The organism is Mycobacterium colombiense CECT 3035, from assembly GCF_002105755.1.
GTDB classification, from domain to species: domain Bacteria; phylum Actinomycetota; class Actinomycetes; order Mycobacteriales; family Mycobacteriaceae; genus Mycobacterium; species Mycobacterium colombiense.
Map to the genome: position 1 here is coordinate 1,248,220 of NZ_CP020821.1, position 20,406 is coordinate 1,268,625.

Sequence of the window (20,406 nt, forward strand, 5' to 3'; positions counted from 1 at the left end):
ATTTGAGCGCAGGCTCAATTCGACTGCGCGGCGCGTGCCTTGGCCTCACGCCGGCGGCGATGCAGGATTGGCTCGGTGTAACCGTTGGGCTGCTGCGTCCCGGTCAGGATCAGGTCCTGTGCCGCGAGGAAGGCGACGCTGTCATCGAAGTTCGGCGCCATCGGCAGGTACGCCGCGTCCTTGGCGTTCTGCTCGTCGACCAGCGGGGCCATCCGCTCCAGGCTGGCCCGCACGTCCTCCTCTGTGATCACTCCGTGGCGCAGCCAGTTGGCCAGCAGCTGGCTCGAAATCCGCAGCGTGGCACGGTCTTCCATCAATGCCACGTCGTGAATGTCGGGCACCTTCGAGCAGCCGACGCCCTGCGCGACCCAGCGCACCACGTAGCCCAGGATGGACTGGCAGTTGTTGTCGACCTCTTCGCGGATCTCCTCGGGAGCCCAGGCCAGCTCCTTGGCCAGCGGAATGGTCAGCAACTCCTCGATCTTGGTGCGCTTCTTGCCGGCGAGCTCCTCCTGCACGGCGCCCACGTCGACGTAGTGGTAGTGCATCGCGTGCAGAGTGGCCGCGGTCGGCGAGGGCACCCACGCGGTGGTCGCGCCCGCCTTCGGCTGGCCGATCTTCTGCTCGACCATGTCGGCCATCAGCTCGGTCATCGCCCACATGCCCTTGCCGATCTGGGCCTTGCCCTTGAAGCCGGCCGCCAGGCCGATGTCGACGTTGGCGTCCTCGTAGGCCTTGATCCAGGTGCTGTTCTTCATCGCACCCTTGCGGATCATCGGCCCGGCCTCCATCGAGGTGTGGATCTCGTCGCCGGTGCGGTCCAGGAAGCCGGTGTTGATGAACACGACGCGGTCGGCCGCGGCCTTGATGCAGGCCTTGAGGTTGACGGTGGTGCGCCGCTCCTCGTCCATGATGCCGACCTTCAGCGTGCCCTGGGGCAGGCCGAGGACGTCTTCGACGCGGCTGAACAGCTCGCAGGTGTAGGCGACCTCGTCGGGCCCGTGCATCTTGGGCTTGACGATGTAGATGGACCCGGTGCGGCTGTTGGCCAGCGGGCCGTTCGCGTCACCGGTCTTGAGCCCGTGGATCGCGGTCAGGCCGGTGAACAGCGCATCCATGATGCCCTCGAACACCTCTTTTTCTTCGTCGCCCTCGCTCCACAGGATCGCGTCGTTGGTCATCAGGTGACCCACGTTGCGCACGAACAGCAGGCTGCGGCCGGGCAGAACCAGTTCGCCCTCGCCGTCGGGTGTGGTGTAGGTGCGGTCCTCGTTGAGCACCCGGGTGAAGCTCTTGCCGTCCTTGGAGACCTCTTCGGACAGATCGCCCTTGTTCAGCCCGAGCCAGTTGCGGTAGCCGAGCACTTTGTCGTCGGCGTCGACGGCCGCCACGGAGTCCTCGAAGTCCATGATCGTGGTGATCGCCGATTCCAGAACCACGTCCTTGATGCCCGCGGAGTCGGTCTTGCCGATCGGCGATTGCGGGTCGACCAGGATCTCGATGTGCAGGCCGTGGTTGACCAGCAACACCGACCAGGCGGGGGAGCCGAGCTCGCCGGTGTAGCCGGCGAACTTGTCGGGGTCGGCCAGGCCGACGGAGCCGTCGGCGGTCGCGATCTTGAGCTGGCCGTCGTCGACCGAGAGCCCGGTCGCGTCGGCCCACGACCCCGACTCGAGCGGCACGGCCTCGTCGAGGAACTTGCGCGCGTAGGCGATCACCTTGTCGCCGCGCACCTTGTTGTAGCTGGTGCCCTTCTCGGCGCCGTCATCCTCGGGAATGACGTCGGTGCCGTACAGGGCGTCGTAGAGCGACCCCCACCGCGCGTTGGCGGCGTTCAGCGCGAACCTCGCGTTGAGCACCGGCACCACCAGCTGCGGTCCCGCGGTCGTGGTGATCTCGTCGTCCACACCGGAGGTGGTGATGGTGAAGTCCGCCGGTTCGGGTTGCAGGTAACCGATTTCGGTGAGGAACTTGTGGTACGCCTCGATGTCGAGCGGCTCGATGACGCGCTGCCGGTGCCACTTGTCGATCTGGGCCTGCAGCTCGTCGCGCCGGCGCAGCAGCTCCTGGTTCTTGGGGGTGAGGTCGGTGACCACCTTGTCGACGCCCGCCCAGAAGCTGTCCGGATCGATGTCGGTGCCCGGCAAGGCCTCGTTGTTCACGAAGTCGTAGAGCACTCGGGCGACGCGCAGGTTCCCCGCCGACACGCGATCAGTCATGATTCTCCTCCGTCATGGGCCGCGCCGGACCGTCCGTGGGCCGGATTGGCAATGTCACAAGCCTACCCAGCGCGGCCTGGTGGGCGATATTCGCCTGACCCGGCAGGCGCAGGTCAGGCCGCGCTGACAGCTCCAAGAACGATGCCGCGGCGAGTACCGGGATGTGGTTCCAGCAACGCATGTTCCGCGCGCCGACGTCCTCTGCCTTCCAGCACTTTCTTAACTGGTAGCCGTGAAGATCATACGGGCTGCGCGAAGCCGTCCCGGCCAGGCCGGCGCGACTACGCGTCGCGCATGGTGCCGACGAGGTCTTCAACCAGGTCTTCCATGGCCACCATGGCCACCACCGCCCCGAGTTCGTCGGTCACCAGCGCCAGATGGCTGTTGCTGCGGCGCATCCGGGACAGGGCATCGGCGAGCGGCAGCGCCCGGGACAGCCGCGGCAGCGGCCGCACCATCGCCAGATCGATCACCGTCCGCGGATCGTCGTCGAGCGTCAGCACATCCTTGATGTGCAGATATCCCAGGAAGACGCCGCTGACGCTGGCCACCGGGAACCGGGAGTAGCCGGTCTGGGCCAGGGCCTGCTCGACGGCCCCGACGGTCGGGCCCGAGCCCGCCGCGGCCACCGGTACCGCGTGCACCGCGGCCAGCGGGACCGCCACGTCACCGACGACACGGTGGCGAATTTGCAGCGCCCGGGTCAGCCGGGTGTGCTCCTCGCGGTCCAGCAAGCCTTCGGATTCGGATTCCGCGATCATCTCGCTGAGCTCGACAGGGGAGACTGTGATCTCCAACTCGTCCTTGGGTTCGACGCCGAACGCACGCACCACCAGGTTGGCGCACTTGTTGTAGAACACGATGAACGGCCGGGCCGCCCGCACGTAGGCCAGATACGGCGGAACCAGCAGCATCGCGGTGCGCTCCGGCCCGGCCAGCGCGATGTTCTTGGGCACCATCTCACCCAGCAGCACGTGCAGCGTCACCACGATCGCCAGCGCGATCGCGAACGACAGTGTGTGCAGTAGCGCGGGGTGAATTCCGGTGAGCCCCAACGCCGTTCGTAGCACATTGGACACCGCCGACTCGCCGATCCGCCCGAGCAGCAGGGACGCGGCCGTGACGCCCAACTGGGCTCCTGCCAGCATCGACGGCAGCTGCTCCCCGGCGCGGATCACCGTGACCGCGGCCGCCTTGCCCTGTTCGGCCAGCGCCTCGAGGCGGTCGCGCCGCGCCGAGATCAGCGAGAACTCGGCCCCGACGAAGAACGCGTTCACCCCGATCAACAGGCAGGCCAGCAGCAGGCCCATGGTGTCGCTCATCGGCGCACCCCGGTCGCGGGGACGTCACCGTGACTGCTCAGCTCGATCAGCTCGAGCAGGTCGATCCGGCGGCCATCCATCCGGATCACCGTCGCCTGCCACCGCGTCACCGCGTCCAACAGGCCGTCGGCGTCCAGCGCGGGCAGCTTGACCGTGTCGCCGGCCACCGGGATGTGACCGATCTCGCGCAGCACCAGCCCGCCGATGGTCTCGTAGGGCCCTTCGGGAGCGCGAAAGCCGGTGGCGGCGGCCACTTCGTCGATGCGCAGCAGGCCCGACACCCGCCAGCCGGAGCCGGCGGGCACCACGTCCGGAGTCGCGTCGTCGTGCTCGTCGCGGACGTCGCCGACGATTTCCTCGATCAGGTCCTCGACGGTCACCATGCCGGCGGTGCCGCCGTATTCGTCGACGACCAGCGCGGTTTGCAGGCTGTTGGCCCGGATCTCGGCCATCACCGCGTCGCCGTCCAGGGTGGACGGCACCTTCGGGACGGGTTGGGCCACCGTGATCAGCCGCGTGCGGGCGCGTTCGGTCCGCGGAATGGCGAACACCTGTTTGACGTGCACGATGCCGACCGTCTCGTCGAGGTCGCCGTCGACGATCGGGAAGCGGGAGAATCCGGACTCGGCGGCCGCGGTCACCAGGTCGGCGATCGTGTCGTCGGTCTGCAGCGCCACGATCTTGGACCGCGGCGTCATCAGCTCCTCGGCGCTCAGGGCGCCGAACTGCAACGAGCGCCGCACCAGCGCCGCCGTGGCGGCGTCCAGGGCGCCGCTGCGCGCCGACGAACGCACCAGCGACAGCAACTCCTGCGGCGACCGGGCCGACCGCAGCTCTTCGGCCGGTTCGACGCCGAGCCGGCGCACGATCCAGTTCGCCGCCCCGTTGGTCAGCCGGATCGCCGGGGTGAGCAGCAGCGAGAACAACAGCTGAGCGCTCACGACGGCCCGGGCCGTCGACAGCGGGCGAGCCACGGCGAGGTACTTGGGCACCAGCTCGCCGAACACCATCGACACCGACGTCACGATCACCAGCACCAGGAAGGCCATGATCGCGTCGCCGACCTTGTCGGGGATGCCGAGCGCGTCCAGCCAGGGATGCGGCAAGTCGTCCACCATCGGATCGGTCAGGTAGCCGGCCGCCAGCGTGGTGATCGAGATGCCCAACTGGGCGCCGGACAGTTGAAACGACAGCCGGTGGTGTGCGTGGCGGATCCAGCGGTCGCGGCGCCCGCCGCCGCGCGCGTTGGCCTCCACCGCGCTGCGGTCCAGGGTGGTCAGCGAGAACTCCGCGGCGACGAAGACGGCGTTGCCGAAGATGAGCACCGCGATCGCCACAACGCTGATCACGGTGACGGTGACGTTCATGAACAACGCCGCCGGCCGGCCGAGGGGGATGGCGTGAGCGGCGCCGAAGGAGGCTCCGCATCGGGCGATTCGGCTGACGGCCCGTGCGCCAAGCCGATGGCTGGCACGGGTGCCTGCGGCACGTTGATCCCTTCGCTGCCTGGTGGTTGAGCGGTCGCGGTTGCGGCCGTCTTTGCTGTCATATGCTAGCCCGGGCCGCGGCCGCACGGCGCTTCCCGACCCGGGGTACGCGGCCGCCTGGCCGACTTCGCCGTCCGACCCGAGGCGGACCAAGTAAAGTATGGCTAACCTTACTCCGGTATGCTCTGCGCACTATGCCCGACGCTCAGACGCCGTCCATCCATGTCCTCCCGCGCGAACGCTTCGACCTTCCCGACGAAATAGCGCGCATTCCCCGCCCACCGCTTCCCACCCTCGATCCACCGTTCGGCATGCGCGTGGCGCGACTCGACGACGTGGAGCTGGTGACCGAGTGGATGAACCGACCGCACTTGGCGGCCGCGTGGGAATACGACTGGCCCGCGCCCCGGTGGCGCCAGCACCTGAGCGCCCAGCTGGACGGGACGTATTCGCTGCCGTTGCTCGGCAGCATCCGGGGCGTCGAGCGCGCCTACCTCGAACTATATTGGGGCGCAAAGGATCTGATATCCCGTTACTATGACGCCGAGGCCTACGATCTGGGGCTGCACGCCGCGATCGCCGACCCGCACCTGGTGAATCGCGGCCTGGGTCCGATGCTGTTGCCCCGCATCGTTTCCAGCGTCTTCTCGATGGAGCCGCGCTGCCGGCGGATCATGTTCGACCCCGATCACCGCAACACCACCGCGCGCCGGCTGTGCGAGTACGTGGGATGCACGTTTCTCGGCGAGCACGACACGACGAACCGGCGCATGGCGCTCTACGCGCTGGAAGCCCCGACCACCGAGTCGTAGCCGCCGTAGTCGGGCGCCATCCCGGCGGCCACCAGCTCCCACAGCACCTCGTCGGTGCCGCCCCGACGCGCGCCAGCTTCATGTCGCGCCACCAGGAACCGAGCGGCGTCTCATCGACGAGATATCCCGAGCCGCCGAAGATGTGCATGCACTCCGACATCACTTCCTCACCGAGGCGGGCCGCGGTCACCTTGACGCCCGCGGCCGCGCGCAGGTCCAGCCGGCCCTGGGCCGCAATGCCGTTCAGCGCGTGGCGCAGCACGTCGACCCGCGCCTGCAGATCCGCCATCCGCAGCCGCAGCGCCTGGTGCTCGAACAGGGTGCGCCCGAACTGCCGGCGAGTCATCATGCGGGCGAGCGTGATTCCGATCGCCCGCTGGCACGACGCGGCGATCTGCCCGGCGATCGACATGCGCTCATGCGCCAGCCCCCAGCTGATCGCGGCCAGCCCGGTGCCGGCGCGCGCGACCAGGGCGTCGGCGGGCACCCAGGTATCGATGTGCACGGCGGCGGTGTCCAGCGGGCCGGCGCCGAGCTTGTTGTAGGGCCGCTGCACGCTGACCTGGGCGGTCGGCACGGCGATCAGCGCGACGTTGCCGTGTTTGCTGCCGGAGTCGTGGTCGACGCTGCGCGCCACCACCATGATGTGGTCGGCGACGGGGGACAGCGACACGAACTTCTTGATGCCCCGGACATCGAAACCGCCGTCCCGAGAAGATATCTCGGTGCGAACGATCTGCAGATCCGAGCCACCCGATTCTTCGGAGGCACCGAGGCACAGCACGGCCTGGCCGCTAATCGCCCGCTCGCAGACGTCCTTGAGGTAATCCGACTTGCCGAATCGGCGCAGCACCGCGATGGCCGAGTCGTGCAGGCTGACCCCGACACCGATGCCCGCCGAGGACAGCCGGCCCAGCGCGAGCGCGAGTTCCACCAACTTGGCCACGTTGGGCAGCGGCCCGGCGCCCCACTTCTGGCTGAACACGCCGCGGGCGCCCAGGTGCTCGATCAGCTGACGCGGAAAGCGTTGCTGCGCTTCGGCTTCGGCCGTCCACGCTAGGACTCGGTCGTCGAACGCGCCGGCGAGCAGGTCCCGGTAGTCGTCGAGTGCGGTCCCGAGACTCTGGGTCGTCGTTGCCGGTGTCGCCACTTAGTCCACCGCCTCTGGCGAACGCCGGACTTCCCGCCGGCGCAGTTTGCCCGACGACGTCCGGGGCGGCGCCGCGGCCAGTTCATTCATCGCGGGGTTTCGCGGTGATCGCGGCCTGCAGGTCACCGACGGTGTCGCAGTTCAACAGCTCCTCTTCGGACAGGGAGACGCCCAGCCGCTCTTCGATCGCCACCATGCCCACGGCGAAGGCCACCGAGTCGAGTCCGACGTCGTCGACGAGGCGCGCATCGGGCGTCACGCGGGACGGGTCGACGTTGAGTTCGTCGCGCAGGATGCTCAGCAGGTCGGCGTCGACCGTCAAATGGGCGGACGAAGGAGTGGGCGAAGAGGAGGTCATGGCGCTGAACGTTAGCAGCCAGACTTAGGCAAGGCTAGCCTTACCTCCGCGTCACCAACCTAGTGGCAGCGGATGCCCCTCGGCGAAGCCGGCGGTCGACTGCACGCCGACCACGACCCGCTCGTAGAGCTGCGCCAGGTTGGCCGCGCCCACATAGGTGCAGGTGCTGCGCACGCCCGAGGTGATGTGATCGAGCAGGTCCTCGACGCCGCCGCGGGCCGGATCCAGCCCCATCCGCGACGTCGAAATGCCCTCCTCGAACAGCGCCTTGCGGGCCCGGTCGAACGCGGTTTCGGCCCCGCTGCGCGCGACCACGGCGCGTTTGGAGGCCATGCCGTAGCTCTCCTTGTACGGCTGGTCTTCGCGGTCGCGCATCAGGTCGCCGGGCGACTCGTAGGTGCCGGCGAACCACGACCCGATCATCACGTTGGACGCGCCGGCGGCCAGCGCCAGCGCCACGTCCCGGGGGTGCCGGATGCCGCCGTCGGCCCACACGTGACCGCCCAATTCGCTTGCCGCCAAGGCACATTCGACGACCGCCGAGAACTGCGGACGGCCGACGCCGGTCATCATCCGGGTGGTGCACATCGCGCCCGGCCCGACACCGACCTTGACGATGTTCGCCCCGGCGCCCAGCAGGTCGCGGGTGCCCTCCGCCGAGACGACGTTGCCCGCCACCAGCGGCACCCCCAGCTGCAGCGCCGCCACCGTCCGGATCGCCTCGACCGTCTTGACCTGGTGCCCGTGCGCGGTGTCGATGACCAGCACGTCGATGCCGGCCTCGACGAGGGACCGCGCCTTGGCCCCGACATCGCCGTTGATGCCGATCGCCGCGCCCACCCGCAGCCGGCCCCGCGCGTCGACGGCCGGGGAGTACAGGCCCGCGCGGATGGCGCCGGTGCGGGTCAGCACGCCGGCCAGCGTGCCGTCGGCGTTCGTCACCACCGCGACACCGATGGGCGACTGCTCGAGCAGGTCGAAGACCTTGCGCGGCGCTGTTCCCGCCGGGGCGCTGACGAAGTCGGTCATCGCGACGTCGCGCACGCGGGTGAAGCGATCCACCCCCAGGCACGACGATTCGCTCACCAGGCCCAGCGGGCGGCCCTCGAACGTGACCACCGCGACACCGTGTGCGCGCTTGTGGATCAGCGCCGTCGCGTCGGACACCGAGTCGTCGGGCCCGAGCACCACCGGGGTGTCGAGAACCAGGTCACGACTCTTGACGAACTCGACCGTCTGCTGCACCGCGGTGATCGGCAGATCCTGCGGCAAGATGACGAGTCCGCCACGGCGCGCGACGGTTTCGGCCATCCGTCGGCCCGCCACCGCGGTCATGTTCGCGACGACGACCGGGATCGTGGTGCCCGAGCCGTCACCGGTGGACAGGTCGACGTCGAAGCGGGACGCGACCTCCGAGCGGTTCGGCATCACGAACACGTCGTTGTACGTCAGGTCGTATGCGGGTCGGTGCCCGTCGAGAAACCTCATCGCAGTCGCCCCACCAACTCAAGCCCCCTTCGCGCCTCTGGTGTCGCCCGCTACGCGGGCACTTCGGAGCGGTCCCCGCTCCACAACGTGTGGAAGCGCTTGTCCGGGTCGTCGTCGATCCGGCCGTAAGTGTGTGCGCCGAAGAAGTCCCGCAAGCCCTGGGTGAGCGCCGCCGGCAGCCGCTCGGTGCGCAGCGCGTCGTAGTAGGACAGCGCGGAGGCGAAGCCGGGGATCGGGATCCCGAGCTCGGTGGCCGTCACCACCACGCGGCGCCAGCTGTCGATGGATTCCTCGATGGCGCTGCGGAAGTAGGGCGCGACGATCAGGCTCGGCAGGTCGGCGTCGGCGTCGAACGCCTCCTTGATGCGGTTGAGGAACTTCGCGCGGATGATGCAACCGCCGCGCCAGATGGTCGCCATGTCGCCGGGCGTGATGCCCCAGTCGTACTCGGCGCTGCCCGCCTGGATCTGGTTGAAGCCCTGCGCGTAGGCGATGATCTTCGACGCGTACAGGGCCTTACTCACGTCGTCGATGAACTGGGTTGCATCACTTGGCTTCTCGCCCAGCTTCCCGGAGGCCAGCCCGGTGGTGGCCTTGCGCTGGGCGACCGAGCCGGACAGCGCGCGGGCGAACACCGCCTCGGCGATACCGGTCACCGGCACGCCGAGATCGAGCGCCGACTTCACGGTCCAGCGCCCGGTGCCCTTCTGCTCGGCCTCGTCGAGAATGAGGTCGACCAGCGGCTTGCCCGTCTTGGCATCGGTCTGGCGCAGTACCTGGGCGGTGATCTCGATCAGGAAGCTGTCCAGGTCGCCCTTGTTCCATTCGGCGAACACGTCGGCGATCTCGGGAGCGGTCTTGCCCAGGCCGTCGCGCAGCAACTGGTAGGCCTCACCGATCAGCTGCATGTCGGAGTACTCGATGCCGTTGTGCACCATCTTGACGAAGTGGCCGGCGCCGTCGGGGCCGATGTGGGTGCAGCACGGCACGCCGTCGACGTGCGCGGAGATCTCCTCGAGCAGCGGGCCCAGCGACTTGTACGATTCGGCCGGGCCGCCCGGCATGATCGACGGCCCGTTGAGCGCGCCCTCCTCGCCGCCGGAGATGCCGGCGCCGACAAAGTGCAGGCCGCGCTCGCGGATGGCCTTCTCGCGGCGGATGGTGTCGGTGTAGAGCGCGTTGCCGCCGTCGATGATGATGTCGCCTTCTTCCATCGCGTCGGCGAGTTCGTTGATGACGGCGTCGGTCGCCTCGCCGGCCTTGACCATGATCAGCACCCGGCGCGGCTTCTCCAGCGCGTCCAGGAATTCCGCGATGCTCTCCGAACGCACGAACTTGCCCTCGTCGCCGTGCTCTTTGAGGAGCGCATCGGTTTTGGCGATCGAGCGGTTGTGCAGCGCCACGGTGTAGCCGTGCCGGGCGAAGTTGCGGGCGATGTTGGAACCCATCACGGCCAGGCCCGTGACGCCGATCTGCGCGGTGCCGGTCTTCGCTTCCGACGAACTCATGTTTTCGCCTCTCAATTTGGAGAACTTGTCCGAAAAGCTTTCGGTGACACTGTGGCACAGCGAACAGTCGAGCGCCCGGGGTGATCGGCTCTCGGCCGCGTCAGAGGTTGAACAGGCGTTCCAGCTCGGTGAGCCATGGGACGGCGAGCGCGACGGTGGGCACCACGAATACCGCGGCCGCGGCCAGGTATGCGGCCGCCGACAGCAGCGGGCTGTTGCCGCGGCCGCCCAGCCGCCGCACCCGCAGCACCGTGCTGGGGCCGCTGGCCGCGAGCGCGCCCGACGGGGCTCGGCCCGATGCGCACGCGACCAACGCCCGGGCCAGGGGAGCGCGCCCCGCCGCGCGGACCGCCGCGTCGTCGGCGAGCAACTCGACCAGAAGCTGGACCGCCCCGAGCGCGTTGGCGCTGCGGACCAGCCGCGGGAAGGCGGCGTGCACCGCGGTGAAGGCCTCCAGCACCAGGTCGTGCCGCGCCCGCAGGTGGGCGCGCTCGTGAGTCAGAATCGCCTCGACCTCGGCGTCGGCGAGCGTGGTCAGCGTTCCCTCGCTGACCACCACCCGGCTGCGCACGCCGGGCAGGCAGTAGGCGAGCGGCTGCGGCACGTCCAGCACGCGCAGGTCGCGGGTTCGGGCGCAGGGCTGCGACAGCGCCGCGCCGTGGCCGACTCCGACCAGGTCGACCACCATGCGGTGATGGGCCCGCCGTTTGCGGTTGGCGATGGCCACCCGGACCACCGCGACCATCAACCGGACGCCGACCAGCACGGTCAGGGCGAAGACGCTGATGTAGAGCGTCCACAGCGGCCAGCCCAGGCGGTCGGCGGCGCCGACGATGCTGGTGGTGGGCCGCCCGTCGCGGCCGGGCATCAGCAACCGGGTGGCGATCGCGATGCCGGCGCTGAACGCCGACAGCACCGCGGCCAGCGCGACGGCCTGCCAGAGCACCATGGCGGCCCGGGGAGCGCGCAGCGGCCACCGCGCGCGTGCCACCATCGCCGGCACCGGGCCGGTCAGTAGCACCGCGAGAATGGTGAAAGCCAGCGCGGACACACAGTAAGTGTCCCTCAGCCCTCCGGGGCAGCGCCAGCAGATGGTGAGTTATTGCGTTGATTGGCTTCCAGTTCGGCGAGTGCGCGCCGCAGCGCCTCCGCCTCGTCGGCGCCGACGCGTTCCACGAAGTGCACCAGCGCCGCCTGGCGGCCGCCGGAATCCTCGGCCTGGGCCAGGGCGTCCACCATGAGTCCGGCCACCAGCTCGTCGCGGCCGTGTACCGGCGCGTACCGGTGCGCCCGGTCGTCGCGGATCTGGGAGACCAGGTTCTTCTTGGCCAGCCGTTGCAGCACCGTCATGATCGTGGTGTAGGCCAGGTCACGCTGCGCCGACAACGCCTCATGGACCTGGCGAACGGTCTGAGGCTCGGGCGTGGACCACAGATGGTCCATGACGGCCCGTTCCAGGTCCCCCAGCCGTGTCAGTTTGGCCATAGTTCGTTCATCTCCTGAGCGTCGAATCAAGCGTACTCCGGCTTACTACCGACGGTCGTACGGAAGCCTGACAAATCACTGTGCCGGCCGCCGCGCGCCCCCGCCGCGAACACAAAGAACGATACCCCTTGCAAAGTTAGGGCAGCCTTGCCTATGCTGATCGGGTCGAGCGAAACGACCGTGTGAGTGTCCTGAGGGCTGCAGCGACCCCCGGTCTACTCGATCGGCGAGCCCCGCGCCTGTAAGGCGCGGGGCTCGCCGCTTTCCGGGGCGCAATCCGCCGCGAGCGGTGCGCCGGGAGCCATGGTGTAGACACATGGACGTGCCAGAGCCGCAGAAAACGATCCTCCCGCCGGACTTCGCCGCGCCCTTCGACCGCGAGATCGGGCTGCAATTCACCGAACTCAGCCCGGACGGCGCCCGCGCCCAGCTCGAGGTCACGCCCAAGCTGCTGCAGCCGATGGGTTTGGTTCACGGCGGCGTTTACTGCTCGATGATCGAGAGCATGGCCAGCGTGGCCGCCTACACCTGGCTGGCGACCCGCGGCGGCGGAAACGTGGTGGGCGTCAACAACAACACCGACTTCTTGCGCTCGATCGGATCGGGCATGGTGTACGGCAGGGTCGAACCGATCCACCGCGGCCGCAGTCAGCAATTGTGGTTGGTCACCATCACCGACGGCGACGACCGGGTGGTCGCGCGCGGTCAGGTGCGGTTGCAGAATCTCGAGATTCGTGAGGGCTGATCCGCCCCTCCCGGCCCGCGATGAGATGCGTTGTCCGGCAAGCCCATTGGGGATGCGCCGGTAATCGGCTAGCTGGCCCGCCTGGCGGCCGGCCGCTTGGCCTCCGCCGCGACCACCGCTAACTGTTCGAGTCGGGTCCGCGCGAACGCCTGCTGCTCGGTGATGGTCAGCTGGCCGCGGCGGGTGCTCAGGAACGTCACCGTCCAGGACAGCAGCGTGCTGATCTTGGTCTTGAACCCGACCAGGTAGACCAGGTGCAGCACCAGCCAGGCGAACCAGGCGAACAGCCCGCTGAACTCCACCGGGCCGATCTTGGCCACCGCGGAGAACCGGGACACCGTCGCCATGGAGCCCTTGTCGAAGTACTGGAACGGCTCGCGGTCGGCCGGGTTCGCGCCGCCGAGTTCGGCCTTGATGGTGCTCGCGACGTACTTGGCGCCCTGAATCGCGCCCTGCGCCACGCCCGGCACGCCCTCGACGGCGGCCAGGTCGCCGATGACGAACACGTTCGGGTGGCCGGGGACCGACAGGTCGGGCAGCACCTTGACGCGGCCCGCCCGGTCCAATTCGACCGAGGACTGGTCGGCGAGGTCGCGGCCCAGCGGGCTGGCGGACACGCCGGCGGACCACACCTTGCAGGCCGATTCGATGCGCCGGACGGTGCCGTCGGAATCCTTCACGGTGATGCCGTTGCGGTCGACGTCGGTGACCATCGCACCCAGCTGGATCTCCACGCCCATCTTCTCCAGCCGGGCCGCCGCACGCTGACCGAGCTTCTCGCCGAACGGCGGCAGCACGGCGGGGGCGGCGTCGAGCAGGATCACCCGCGCCTTCGTCGAGTCGATGTGACGGAAGGAGCCCTTGAGCGTGTAGGTGGCCAATTCCGCTATCTGCCCGGCCATTTCGACGCCGGTGGGGCCGGCCCCGATCACCGTGAACGTCAGCAGCTTGGCCCGCCGTTCCGGATCGCGAGACCGCTCGGCCTGTTCGAACGCGCTGAGGATGCGCCCTCGCACCTCGAGGGCGTCGTCGATCGACTTCATCCCGGGCGCGAACTCGGCGAAATGGTCGTTGCCGAAATACGACTGGCCCGCGCCGGCGGCGATGATCAGGCTGTCGTAAGGGGTGTCGTAGGTGTGCCCGAGCAAGTCGGACACCACGAACTTGCCCTCCAAATCGATGTGCGTGACGTCGCCGAGCAGCACCTGGACGTTGCGCTGCCTGCGCAGCACGACGCGGGTCGGCGGTGCGATATCGCCTTCGGACACAATGCCCGTCGCCACTTGGTACAGCAGCGGCTGGAAGAGGTGGTGCGTGGTCCGGGCGATCAGTTTGATGTCGACGTTGGCGTGCTTGAGTTTCTTCGCGGCGTTCAGTCCACCGAACCCGGAGCCGATGATGACGACCTGGTGACGGCGCTCCGGTCCAGCTGTGGTACCTGGCTGGGGGCTCATGTTTCCGCTGCTCCTGACGGGGGGCTTCTGGACGCGCGACTGCAGTTAGCCACCACGCTAGTCAGGCGAATACCCGCAAACCTAGCTGGCAACATGTGTAATCAAACACATCGCCAGTATCACTGCTGGTCGTCGTACGTGATACTTGTCATGTCCGAGCGACCGGTCCGCCGAAGCGGCGAAATGCCTACAGCCCCACGAGCGGACGCAGCGCCGCGCCGGCCGCCTCGACGACGCCGGGCGTGTAGAACGGCAGGTTGATGATCACGCCGTCGATGCCGGCGTCGATCACCTTGGTCTTGATCTGATCGGCGACCGAATCCGGGGTGCCGACCACCATGCGCTCGGTCATCTCGGCCGGAATCTGGTCGAGGCTCGCGTTGTCGTCGATCAGCACCGTGGTCAGCGTGCTGGTTTCCAGGGTGGCGGGGTCGCGGCCCACCTCCTCGCAGGCCCGACGAACCGCGTCCAGCTTGCGCGGCAGCTCGTCGAAACCCGCGATCACGTTGAGGTGGTCGAAATGCCGTGCGGCGAGCGGGATCGTCTTCTTCTCGCCGCTGCCGCCGATCATCAGCGGAATGTGTTCCCGGAAGCGGGGATTGGCGAACGCCTCGCTGGTTTGGTACCACTTGCCCGAGACGGTGGCCCGCTCGCCCTTGATCATCGGCAGGATGATCTGCAGGGCCTCGTCGAGCCGGTTGAACCTGTCGGTGAAGGTGCCGAACTCGAAGCCCAGCTGTTCGTGCTCGAGCTCGAACCATCCGGTGCCGATCCCCAGGATCGCCCGCCCCTGGCTCACCACGTCGAGCGTCGTGATGGTCTTGGCGAGCAGGGACGGGTGGCGGTAGGTGTTGCCGGTGACCAGGGTGCCCAGCTGCACCCGCTCGGTGGCGGTGGCCAGTGCGCCCAGGGCGGTGTAGGCCTCCAGCATCGGCTGGTCCGGCGATCCCAGCATCGGCAGTTGGTAGAAGTGGTCCATCACGAAAACCGAATCGAATCCGGCGGATTCGGCCTCGCGGGCCTGGGCGATGACGGTGGGGAAGAGTTGGTCAACCCCGGTGCCGTAGGAGAAGTTGGGAATCTGCAGACCGAGTCGAATAGCCACGGGAATTACCGTAGCGATCGGCCCCGCCCGATAGAAGGTTGCGCGTTACGCCTCAGGCGAAACGCGCCAGCGCGCCGTGACTCACGTGCAGCGTCTGACCGGTGATGTGGCGCGCCGCCGACGTGGTCAGGAACAAGGCCAACCGGGCGGCCTCCGCGGCCACCGGCGCCGGGGTGCGGGACAGTCCGTCGTAGCCGGCCTCGGCGCTGCGCCCACTGGCCACCACGTTGACCGTGATTCCGCGGGTGCCGAAGATGCCGGCCTGCCCTGCGGTCCAGTTCGACAGCGTGGCCTTGACGGCGGCGTCGGCGCTGCCCGCCGGCGGGTTCTCGGGCACCAGGCTGATGATGGAGCCGCCCGAGCGCAGGTGATCGCCCACGGCCTGCACGGTCAACACCGCCGAAAGCACGGTCGCGTCAAGGGCATTGCGCCAAGCGCTGGCCGTGTCGGCGATCGAGTAGGTGCGCGGGTCGCCGGCTTCCCAGGCGGGGGCGGGCACGTTGACGATGGTGTCCAGATGATGCGGGAACAGCGGACGGGCCTCTTCGAGGCTGGCCGGGTCGGTGGTGTCGCAGACGATCGCCTCGACCTCGAGTTCTTTGGCGGCGATCTCCAGATCGCTCTTGCGCGCGCCCACCAGGGTCACTTTGTGGCCGTCATCGCGGAAGCTCTCGGCTACCGTGCGCCCCAGGTCCGTGTCTCCGCCGGTAACCAGCACCTCCACTGCCATGACCTCCTCGTGTCCACGCGCGTTATGGCATCAATTCCCACATATGTTACTGGACAGTAGCTAGTCGGCGAAACTTTCGCCGGCGCGACGCGCGGATCATTTGCGTAACTATTCGGCCGCTGCTTTCCCGGGCACTTTCTTGCGGCGATTCAACCGCCGAGCGGACCGCATCATCGGCGGGCTAGGGTGCATCCATGCGTCGGATCGGGATCCTGGCCGCTGTGGTTTCGACGGTGCTGACGGCGGGCCTGATCGGGTGCGGTTCGAAGTCGCCCCATTCGCAGACCTCGTCGACGTCCGGCGGCAAGATCATGGTGTTCGCCGCGGCGTCGCTCAAGCCGTCATTCACCCAGATCGGCCGGCAGTTCAAGGACCAGAACCCGGGCGTCGGCGTCGACTTCGAGTTCGCCGGCTCCTCCGACCTGGCGACCCAGCTGACGCAGGGCGCGACGGCCGACGTCTTCGCCTCGGCCGACACCGCGCAGATGGACGCCGTCGGCAAGGCCGGCCTGCTGAACGGCAACCCGACGAACTTCGCGTCGAACACCCTGGCCATCGTCACCGCGCCCGGCAATCCGAAGAAGATCGGCTCCTTCGCCGACCTGGCCAGGCCGGGCCTCAACGTGGTGACCTGTCAGCAGCCGGTGCCGTGCGGGGCGGCGACCCACCGCGTCGAGGACAACACCGGGGTGCGCCTCAACCCGGTCAGCGAGGAGCTCAGCGTGACCGACGCACTGAACAAGGTCACCAGCGGCCAGGCCGACGCCGCGCTGGTCTACGTCACCGACGCCAAGTCGGCGGGCGCCAAGGTCGCGACCGTGAACTTCCCGGAGGCCGCCGGCGCGGTGAACGTCTATCCCATCGGTGTGCTGAAGAAGGCGCCGCTCGCCGCGCAGGCGCAGAAGTTCGTCGACCTGGTCACCTCGCCGACCGGGCAGCAGATCCTGGCTCAGGCCGGCTTCGCGAAACCCTGACCCCACCATGCACCGGCCGACGGATCTGCCCCGCTGGGTGTATGTCCCCGCGGCCGTGGGCACCGCCTTCGTTCTGCTGCCGTTGCTGGCCATCGCGGTCAAGGTCGACTGGCCGCATTTCGCGTCCTTGATCAGCAGCTCATCGTCGCGCACGGCGTTGTTGCTGAGCCTGAAGACCGCCGCCGCCAGTACGGTGCTGTGCCTGGTACTGGGGGTGCCAATGGCGCTGGTGCTGGCGCGCAGCACGGCGCGCGTGATCCGGCTGCTGCGGCCGCTGATCCTGCTGCCGCTGGTGCTGCCGCCGGTGGTGGGCGGAATCGCGTTGCTGTACGCGTTCGGCCGGTTGGGGCTGCTGGGCCGCTACCTGGAAGCCGCCGGTGTCAGCATCGCGTTCAGCACCACCGCCGTGGTGCTGGCACAGACGTTCGTCTCGCTGCCGTTCCTGGTGATCTCCCTGGAGGGCGCCGCGCGCACGGCCGGCGCGGACTTCGAGCTGGTGGCCGCGACGCTGGGGCGCGCCCGAGCGTCGTGTGGTGGCGCGTCACCCTGCCGCTGTTGCTGCCGGGTCTGGTGTCGGGGGCGGTGCTGGCCTTCGCCCGCTCGCTGGGCGAGTTCGGCGCAACGCTGACGTTCGCCGGATCCCGGCAGGGGGTGACCCGCACGCTGCCGCTGGAGATCTATCTGCAACGGGTCACCGACGCCAATGCCGCTGTGGCGCTGTCGATCCTGTTGGTGGCGGTGGCGGCCCTGGTGGTCTTGGGCCTGGGCACCCGCCGGCTGACCGGAACCGGGCAGACATGAGCGAATTGCAGCTGCGCGCGGCCGTCGCGGACCGCCACGTGGACGTGGAGTTCTCGGTGTCCGCGGGCGAGGTACTCGCCGTGCTCGGCCCCAACGGCGCGGGCAAATCGACCGTCCTGCATGTCATTGCGGGGTTACTTCGTCCGGACGACGGGGTGGTGCGGCTGGGAGACCGGGTCCTGACCGACACCGCGGCCGGGATCCACGTGGCGACGCACGACCGCCGGGTCGGGCTGCTGCTGCAGGACGCGTTGCTGTTCCCGCACATGAGCGTTGCCGCCAACGTCGCCTTCGGACCGCACAGCCGGCGTGCGCGGTGGCACCCGGCGCGCGCCGCCCGGGCGGCGACCGCGCTGCGCTGGCTGCGCGAGGTGGACGCCGAACGCTTCGCCGACCGGAAGCCGCGACAGCTGTCCGGCGGGCAGGCCCAGCGGGTCGCGATCGCCCGGGCGCTGGCGGCCGAACCCGACGTGTTGTTGCTCGACGAACCGCTGGCCGGGCTCGACGTCGCCGCGGCCGCGGCGATCCGGGCGGTGTTGCGCAAGGTCATCACCCGCATCGGCTGCTCGGCGATCCTGGTCACCCACGACCTGCTGGACGTGTTCACCCTGGCCGATCGGGTGCTGGTGCTGGAATCCGGCGCGATCGCCGAAATCGGCCCGGTGCCCGAGGTTCTCACCGCGCCCCGCAGTCATTTCGCGGCCCGCATCGCGGGCATCAACCTGGTGAATGGCACCGTCGATCGCGACGGCTCGCTGCGCGCGGGCTCCGGTGACCGTTGGCATGCGGCGCCGCCGGAGAGCGGCGAACGGTTCTCGACGGACCAGCATGCGATCGCGGTGTTCCCGCCGACGGCGGTGGCGGTCTATCGCGAGCGCCCGCACGGCAGCCCCCGAAACACCGTTGAGGTCACCGTGGCCGAGATGGACGTCCGCGGGCCGGCGGTGTTGGTGCGCGGGGCGCAGCAGCCCGACGGCGCCCCGGGCCTGGCCGCGGAGATCACCGTCGACGCCGCATCCGAGTTGCACATGGCGCCCGGCGATCGAGTGTGGTTCTCGGTCAAGGCCCACGAGGTGGCGCTGCATCCCGCTGCGCGCTGAGCCGCCGAACGCCACGGCGTCGCGTCCCGGAAAGATTGCACATTGGCAACATCGGTAAATCCGCGCTGCATTCGTCCGCAATGCATCCTTGCGTCACAGCGGTAACACGGTAGGTTCGTCGCCATGGAGCAGGTGGATCCGACCTCGACCCGTCGCAAAGGACTGTGGACGACGCTGGCAATCACCACGGTGACCGGTGCCAGCGCAGTCGCCATCGCGTTGCCGGCGACTTCCAGCGCCGACCCCGAGGTGCCGACCCCGGTCCCGCCGACCACGGCCACGGCCCCGCCGGGGGCACCGGCGACGAACGCGCCGCCGGCCGCCCAGGCGCCGAATGGGCAACCGGCACCGGGCGATCCCAATGCCGTCCCGCCGCCACCGGCCAACCCCAACGGCGCACCACCGCCGCCCGTCGACCCGAATGCGCCGCCGCCTCCACCGGCTGACCCGAACGCCGGGCGGATCACCAACGCGGTCGGGGGCTTCAGCTACGTCCTCCCCGCCGGCTGGGTGGAGTCCGACGCGTCGCACCTCGACTACGGTTCGGCGCTGCTGAGCAAGGTCACCGGCCCGCCGCCGATGCCCGACCAGCCACCGGCGGTCGCCAACGACACCCGCATCGTGATGGGCCGCCTGGACCAAAAGCTGTACGCCAGTGCGGAAGCCGACAATGGCAAGGCCGCGGTGCGGCTGGGCTCGGACATGGGCGAGTTCTTCATGCCCTATCCCGGCACCCGGATCAACCAGGAAGCCACCCCGCTCAGCGGGAGCAACGGAAGCACCGGCAGCGCGTCATACTACGAAGTCAAGTTCAGCGATGCCTCCAAGCCGAACGGCCAGATCTGGACGGGCGTCATCGGTTCCGCCAACGGTGGGACCGCCCAACGCTGGTTCGTGGTGTGGCTCGGAACCTCGAACGACCCGGTCGACCGGGGTGCGGCCAAGGCGCTCACCGAGTCGATCCAGGCGTGGACACCGCCCGCGGCCCCGCCGGCCGCTCCGGGAGCCCCGCGGCCCCGGGTGCGCCGGGAACAGCGACGGCTCCCGGCGCGCCGGCACCGGCGCCCGCCGCTCCCGCCGCGCCCGGGGCACCGGCGCCGGTTCCGGGTGGCGCGCCGGCCTCCTCCGAGGTCAGCCCGCCGCCCACACCCGCACCGCAGCAGACCTTCTCGGCCTGACGGCGCCGCCCGGGCGGGCCGCCGCAACCGAAACCGACTGGTCAACCGTCTCCATTTCGGCGCTCATTTCGTGACCCAAACTGGGTATACCGAAGTGACGGCCCAGCAAATAGCTGGGCTTTGCCAGCGATTGCGAGGAGACTCTCATGACCGTCATGGCAGCTACCGAATACCTTGCTTTGAACCTGAACGGGAAAACAGGCATCGGGTGGATCGGTTACATCATCATCGGCGGTATAGCCGGCTTCCTCGCGAGCAAGATCGTGAAGGGTGGTGGATCCGGCATCCTGATGGACATCGTCATCGGCGTTGTGGGAGCGTTTGTCGCAGGTCTTGTCCTCAATCTCTTAGGCGTCGACGTCAACAGCGGTGGCTACTGGTTCACTTTCTTCGTTGCCCTGGGTGGTGCCGTTGTGCTGCTTTGGCTATCGCGCCTAGCCCGGAGAACATAGCCGCTTAACCCGTTGCGGCCGTGGTGGTTAGCGGCATG

Annotated in this window: 16 protein-coding genes and 3 pseudogenes; 7 read left to right on the forward strand and 12 right to left on the reverse strand. The window is 68.8% G+C overall.

Going from position 1 to position 20,406, the window contains the following annotated elements; genetic code table 11:
- Positions 1-14 precede the first annotated feature (14 nt).
- The 3 genes from B9D87_RS05760 to B9D87_RS05770 all read right to left on the reverse strand — a co-directional run bounded on the left by B9D87_RS05760 (position 15) and on the right by B9D87_RS05770 (position 4,908).
- Positions 15-2,219 carry a malate synthase G gene (locus tag B9D87_RS05760; protein ID WP_007771364.1) on the reverse strand — a complete coding sequence of 735 codons (2,205 nt, stop codon included), beginning with the start codon at positions 2,217-2,219 and terminating at the stop codon, positions 15-17.
- Positions 2,220-2,500: 281 nt separating this feature from the next.
- Positions 2,501-3,541 carry a hemolysin family protein gene (locus B9D87_RS05765; protein WP_007771363.1) on the reverse strand — a complete coding sequence of 347 codons (1,041 nt, stop codon included), beginning with the start codon at positions 3,539-3,541 and terminating at the stop codon, positions 2,501-2,503.
- A complete protein-coding gene (locus tag B9D87_RS05770) occupies positions 3,538-4,908 on the reverse strand; it encodes a hemolysin family protein (RefSeq protein ID WP_007771362.1) in 1,371 nt (456 codons plus the stop codon). Before B9D87_RS05770 ends, B9D87_RS05765 begins: the two co-directional genes overlap by 4 nt.
- 314 nt (positions 4,909-5,222) lie before the next feature.
- On the opposite strand from B9D87_RS05770, the gene B9D87_RS05775 reads away from it, so the two are divergent.
- Complete coding sequence (locus tag B9D87_RS05775) at positions 5,223-5,840, forward strand: GNAT family N-acetyltransferase (protein ID WP_007771361.1); 618 nt, start codon at positions 5,223-5,225, stop codon at positions 5,838-5,840.
- Here B9D87_RS05775 and mbtN read toward each other — a convergent pair.
- The 6 genes and pseudogenes from mbtN to B9D87_RS05805 form a co-directional block, all read right to left on the reverse strand.
- Positions 5,807-6,990: pseudogene (gene mbtN / locus B9D87_RS05780) on the reverse strand (mycobactin biosynthesis acyl-ACP dehydrogenase MbtN). The gene B9D87_RS05775 and the pseudogene mbtN sit on opposite strands and share 34 nt — an antisense overlap.
- Before the next feature lie 82 nt (positions 6,991-7,072).
- Positions 7,073-7,348, reverse strand: a complete 276-nt coding sequence (gene mbtL, locus B9D87_RS05785; protein ID WP_007771358.1) for a mycobactin biosynthesis acyl carrier protein MbtL — start codon at positions 7,346-7,348, stop codon at positions 7,073-7,075.
- A 51-nt stretch (positions 7,349-7,399) separates the two neighbouring features.
- Complete coding sequence (locus B9D87_RS05790; RefSeq protein ID WP_007771356.1) at positions 7,400-8,836, reverse strand: GuaB1 family IMP dehydrogenase-related protein; 1,437 nt, start codon at positions 8,834-8,836, stop codon at positions 7,400-7,402.
- A 50-nt stretch (positions 8,837-8,886) separates the two neighbouring features.
- On the reverse strand, positions 8,887-10,344 hold the full coding sequence (gnd, locus tag B9D87_RS05795; RefSeq protein WP_007771354.1) for an NADP-dependent phosphogluconate dehydrogenase: 1,458 nt from the start codon (positions 10,342-10,344) through the stop codon (positions 8,887-8,889).
- Positions 10,345-10,444: 100 nt separating this feature from the next.
- A complete protein-coding gene (locus B9D87_RS05800; RefSeq protein ID WP_007771352.1) occupies positions 10,445-11,395 on the reverse strand; it encodes a M56 family metallopeptidase in 951 nt (316 codons plus the stop codon).
- Positions 11,396-11,409: 14 nt separating this feature from the next.
- A complete protein-coding gene (locus B9D87_RS05805; protein ID WP_007771350.1) occupies positions 11,410-11,829 on the reverse strand; it encodes a BlaI/MecI/CopY family transcriptional regulator in 420 nt (139 codons plus the stop codon).
- A gap of 316 nt (positions 11,830-12,145) precedes the next feature.
- Here B9D87_RS05805 and B9D87_RS05815 point away from each other — a divergent pair, with 316 nt between their 5' ends.
- Positions 12,146-12,574 carry a PaaI family thioesterase gene (locus B9D87_RS05815; RefSeq protein ID WP_007771348.1) on the forward strand — a complete coding sequence of 143 codons (429 nt, stop codon included), beginning with the start codon at positions 12,146-12,148 and terminating at the stop codon, positions 12,572-12,574.
- 68 nt (positions 12,575-12,642) lie between these two features.
- Here B9D87_RS05815 and B9D87_RS05820 read toward each other — a convergent pair whose 3' ends face one another.
- The 3 genes from B9D87_RS05820 to B9D87_RS05830 form a co-directional block, all read right to left on the reverse strand.
- The gene (locus B9D87_RS05820) at positions 12,643-14,028 is read right to left on the reverse strand and encodes an NAD(P)/FAD-dependent oxidoreductase (protein WP_007771347.1); all 1,386 of its coding nucleotides are present in this window, start codon (positions 14,026-14,028) and stop codon (positions 12,643-12,645) included.
- A 187-nt stretch (positions 14,029-14,215) separates the two neighbouring features.
- Positions 14,216-15,133, reverse strand: a complete 918-nt coding sequence (locus B9D87_RS05825) for an LLM class F420-dependent oxidoreductase (RefSeq protein ID WP_007771346.1) — start codon at positions 15,131-15,133, stop codon at positions 14,216-14,218.
- A 52-nt stretch (positions 15,134-15,185) separates the two neighbouring features.
- A complete protein-coding gene (locus B9D87_RS05830; protein ID WP_007771345.1) occupies positions 15,186-15,863 on the reverse strand; it encodes an SDR family oxidoreductase in 678 nt (225 codons plus the stop codon).
- Positions 15,864-16,057: 194 nt separating this feature from the next.
- Between B9D87_RS05830 and modA the strand changes: the two genes are divergently transcribed.
- The 5 genes and pseudogenes from modA to B9D87_RS05855 all read left to right on the forward strand — a co-directional run bounded on the left by modA (position 16,058) and on the right by B9D87_RS05855 (position 20,368).
- On the forward strand, positions 16,058-16,837 hold the full coding sequence (modA, locus tag B9D87_RS05835; RefSeq protein ID WP_007771344.1) for a molybdate ABC transporter substrate-binding protein: 780 nt from the start codon (positions 16,058-16,060) through the stop codon (positions 16,835-16,837).
- 7 nt (positions 16,838-16,844) lie between these two features.
- Positions 16,845-17,638 (forward strand): annotated as a pseudogene (locus tag B9D87_RS05840) (ABC transporter permease).
- Entirely contained in the window at positions 17,635-18,738 is a 1,104-nt protein-coding gene (locus B9D87_RS05845; RefSeq protein WP_007771342.1) for a sulfate/molybdate ABC transporter ATP-binding protein, read from the forward strand. The pseudogene B9D87_RS05840 and the gene B9D87_RS05845 overlap by 4 nt, the downstream one beginning before the upstream one ends.
- 123 nt (positions 18,739-18,861) lie before the next feature.
- Positions 18,862-19,916 (forward strand): annotated as a pseudogene (locus tag B9D87_RS05850) (alanine and proline-rich secreted protein Apa).
- A 146-nt stretch (positions 19,917-20,062) separates the two neighbouring features.
- Positions 20,063-20,368, forward strand: a complete 306-nt coding sequence (locus tag B9D87_RS05855; protein ID WP_007771340.1) for a GlsB/YeaQ/YmgE family stress response membrane protein — start codon at positions 20,063-20,065, stop codon at positions 20,366-20,368.
- Positions 20,369-20,406: the final 38 nt, after the last annotated feature.

Excerpts from the sequence above, each read along its gene's own strand:
- B9D87_RS05765 (WP_007771363.1), bottom strand. The coding sequence starts at position 3,541 with ATGAGCGACACCATGGGCCTGCTGCTGGCCTGCCTGTTGATCGGGGTG.
- B9D87_RS05815 (WP_007771348.1), top strand. The coding sequence starts at position 12,146 with ATGGACGTGCCAGAGCCGCAGAAAACGATCCTCCCGCCGGACTTCGCC.
- B9D87_RS05770 (WP_007771362.1), bottom strand. The coding sequence starts at position 4,908 with ATGAACGTCACCGTCACCGTGATCAGCGTTGTGGCGATCGCGGTGCTC.
- B9D87_RS05805 (WP_007771350.1), bottom strand. The coding sequence starts at position 11,829 with ATGGCCAAACTGACACGGCTGGGGGACCTGGAACGGGCCGTCATGGAC.
- gnd (WP_007771354.1), bottom strand. The coding sequence starts at position 10,344 with ATGAGTTCGTCGGAAGCGAAGACCGGCACCGCGCAGATCGGCGTCACG.
- mbtL (WP_007771358.1), bottom strand. The coding sequence starts at position 7,348 with ATGACCTCCTCTTCGCCCACTCCTTCGTCCGCCCATTTGACGGTCGAC.
- B9D87_RS05760 (WP_007771364.1), bottom strand. The coding sequence starts at position 2,219 with ATGACTGATCGCGTGTCGGCGGGGAACCTGCGCGTCGCCCGAGTGCTC.
- B9D87_RS05790 (WP_007771356.1), bottom strand. The coding sequence starts at position 8,836 with ATGAGGTTTCTCGACGGGCACCGACCCGCATACGACCTGACGTACAAC.
- B9D87_RS05855 (WP_007771340.1), top strand. The coding sequence starts at position 20,063 with ATGACCGTCATGGCAGCTACCGAATACCTTGCTTTGAACCTGAACGGG.
- B9D87_RS05775 (WP_007771361.1), top strand. The coding sequence starts at position 5,223 with ATGCCCGACGCTCAGACGCCGTCCATCCATGTCCTCCCGCGCGAACGC.
- B9D87_RS05830 (WP_007771345.1), bottom strand. The coding sequence starts at position 15,863 with ATGGCAGTGGAGGTGCTGGTTACCGGCGGAGACACGGACCTGGGGCGC.
- B9D87_RS05845 (WP_007771342.1), top strand. The coding sequence starts at position 17,635 with ATGAGCGAATTGCAGCTGCGCGCGGCCGTCGCGGACCGCCACGTGGAC.
- modA (WP_007771344.1), top strand. The coding sequence starts at position 16,058 with ATGCGTCGGATCGGGATCCTGGCCGCTGTGGTTTCGACGGTGCTGACG.
- B9D87_RS05820 (WP_007771347.1), bottom strand. The coding sequence starts at position 14,028 with ATGAGCCCCCAGCCAGGTACCACAGCTGGACCGGAGCGCCGTCACCAG.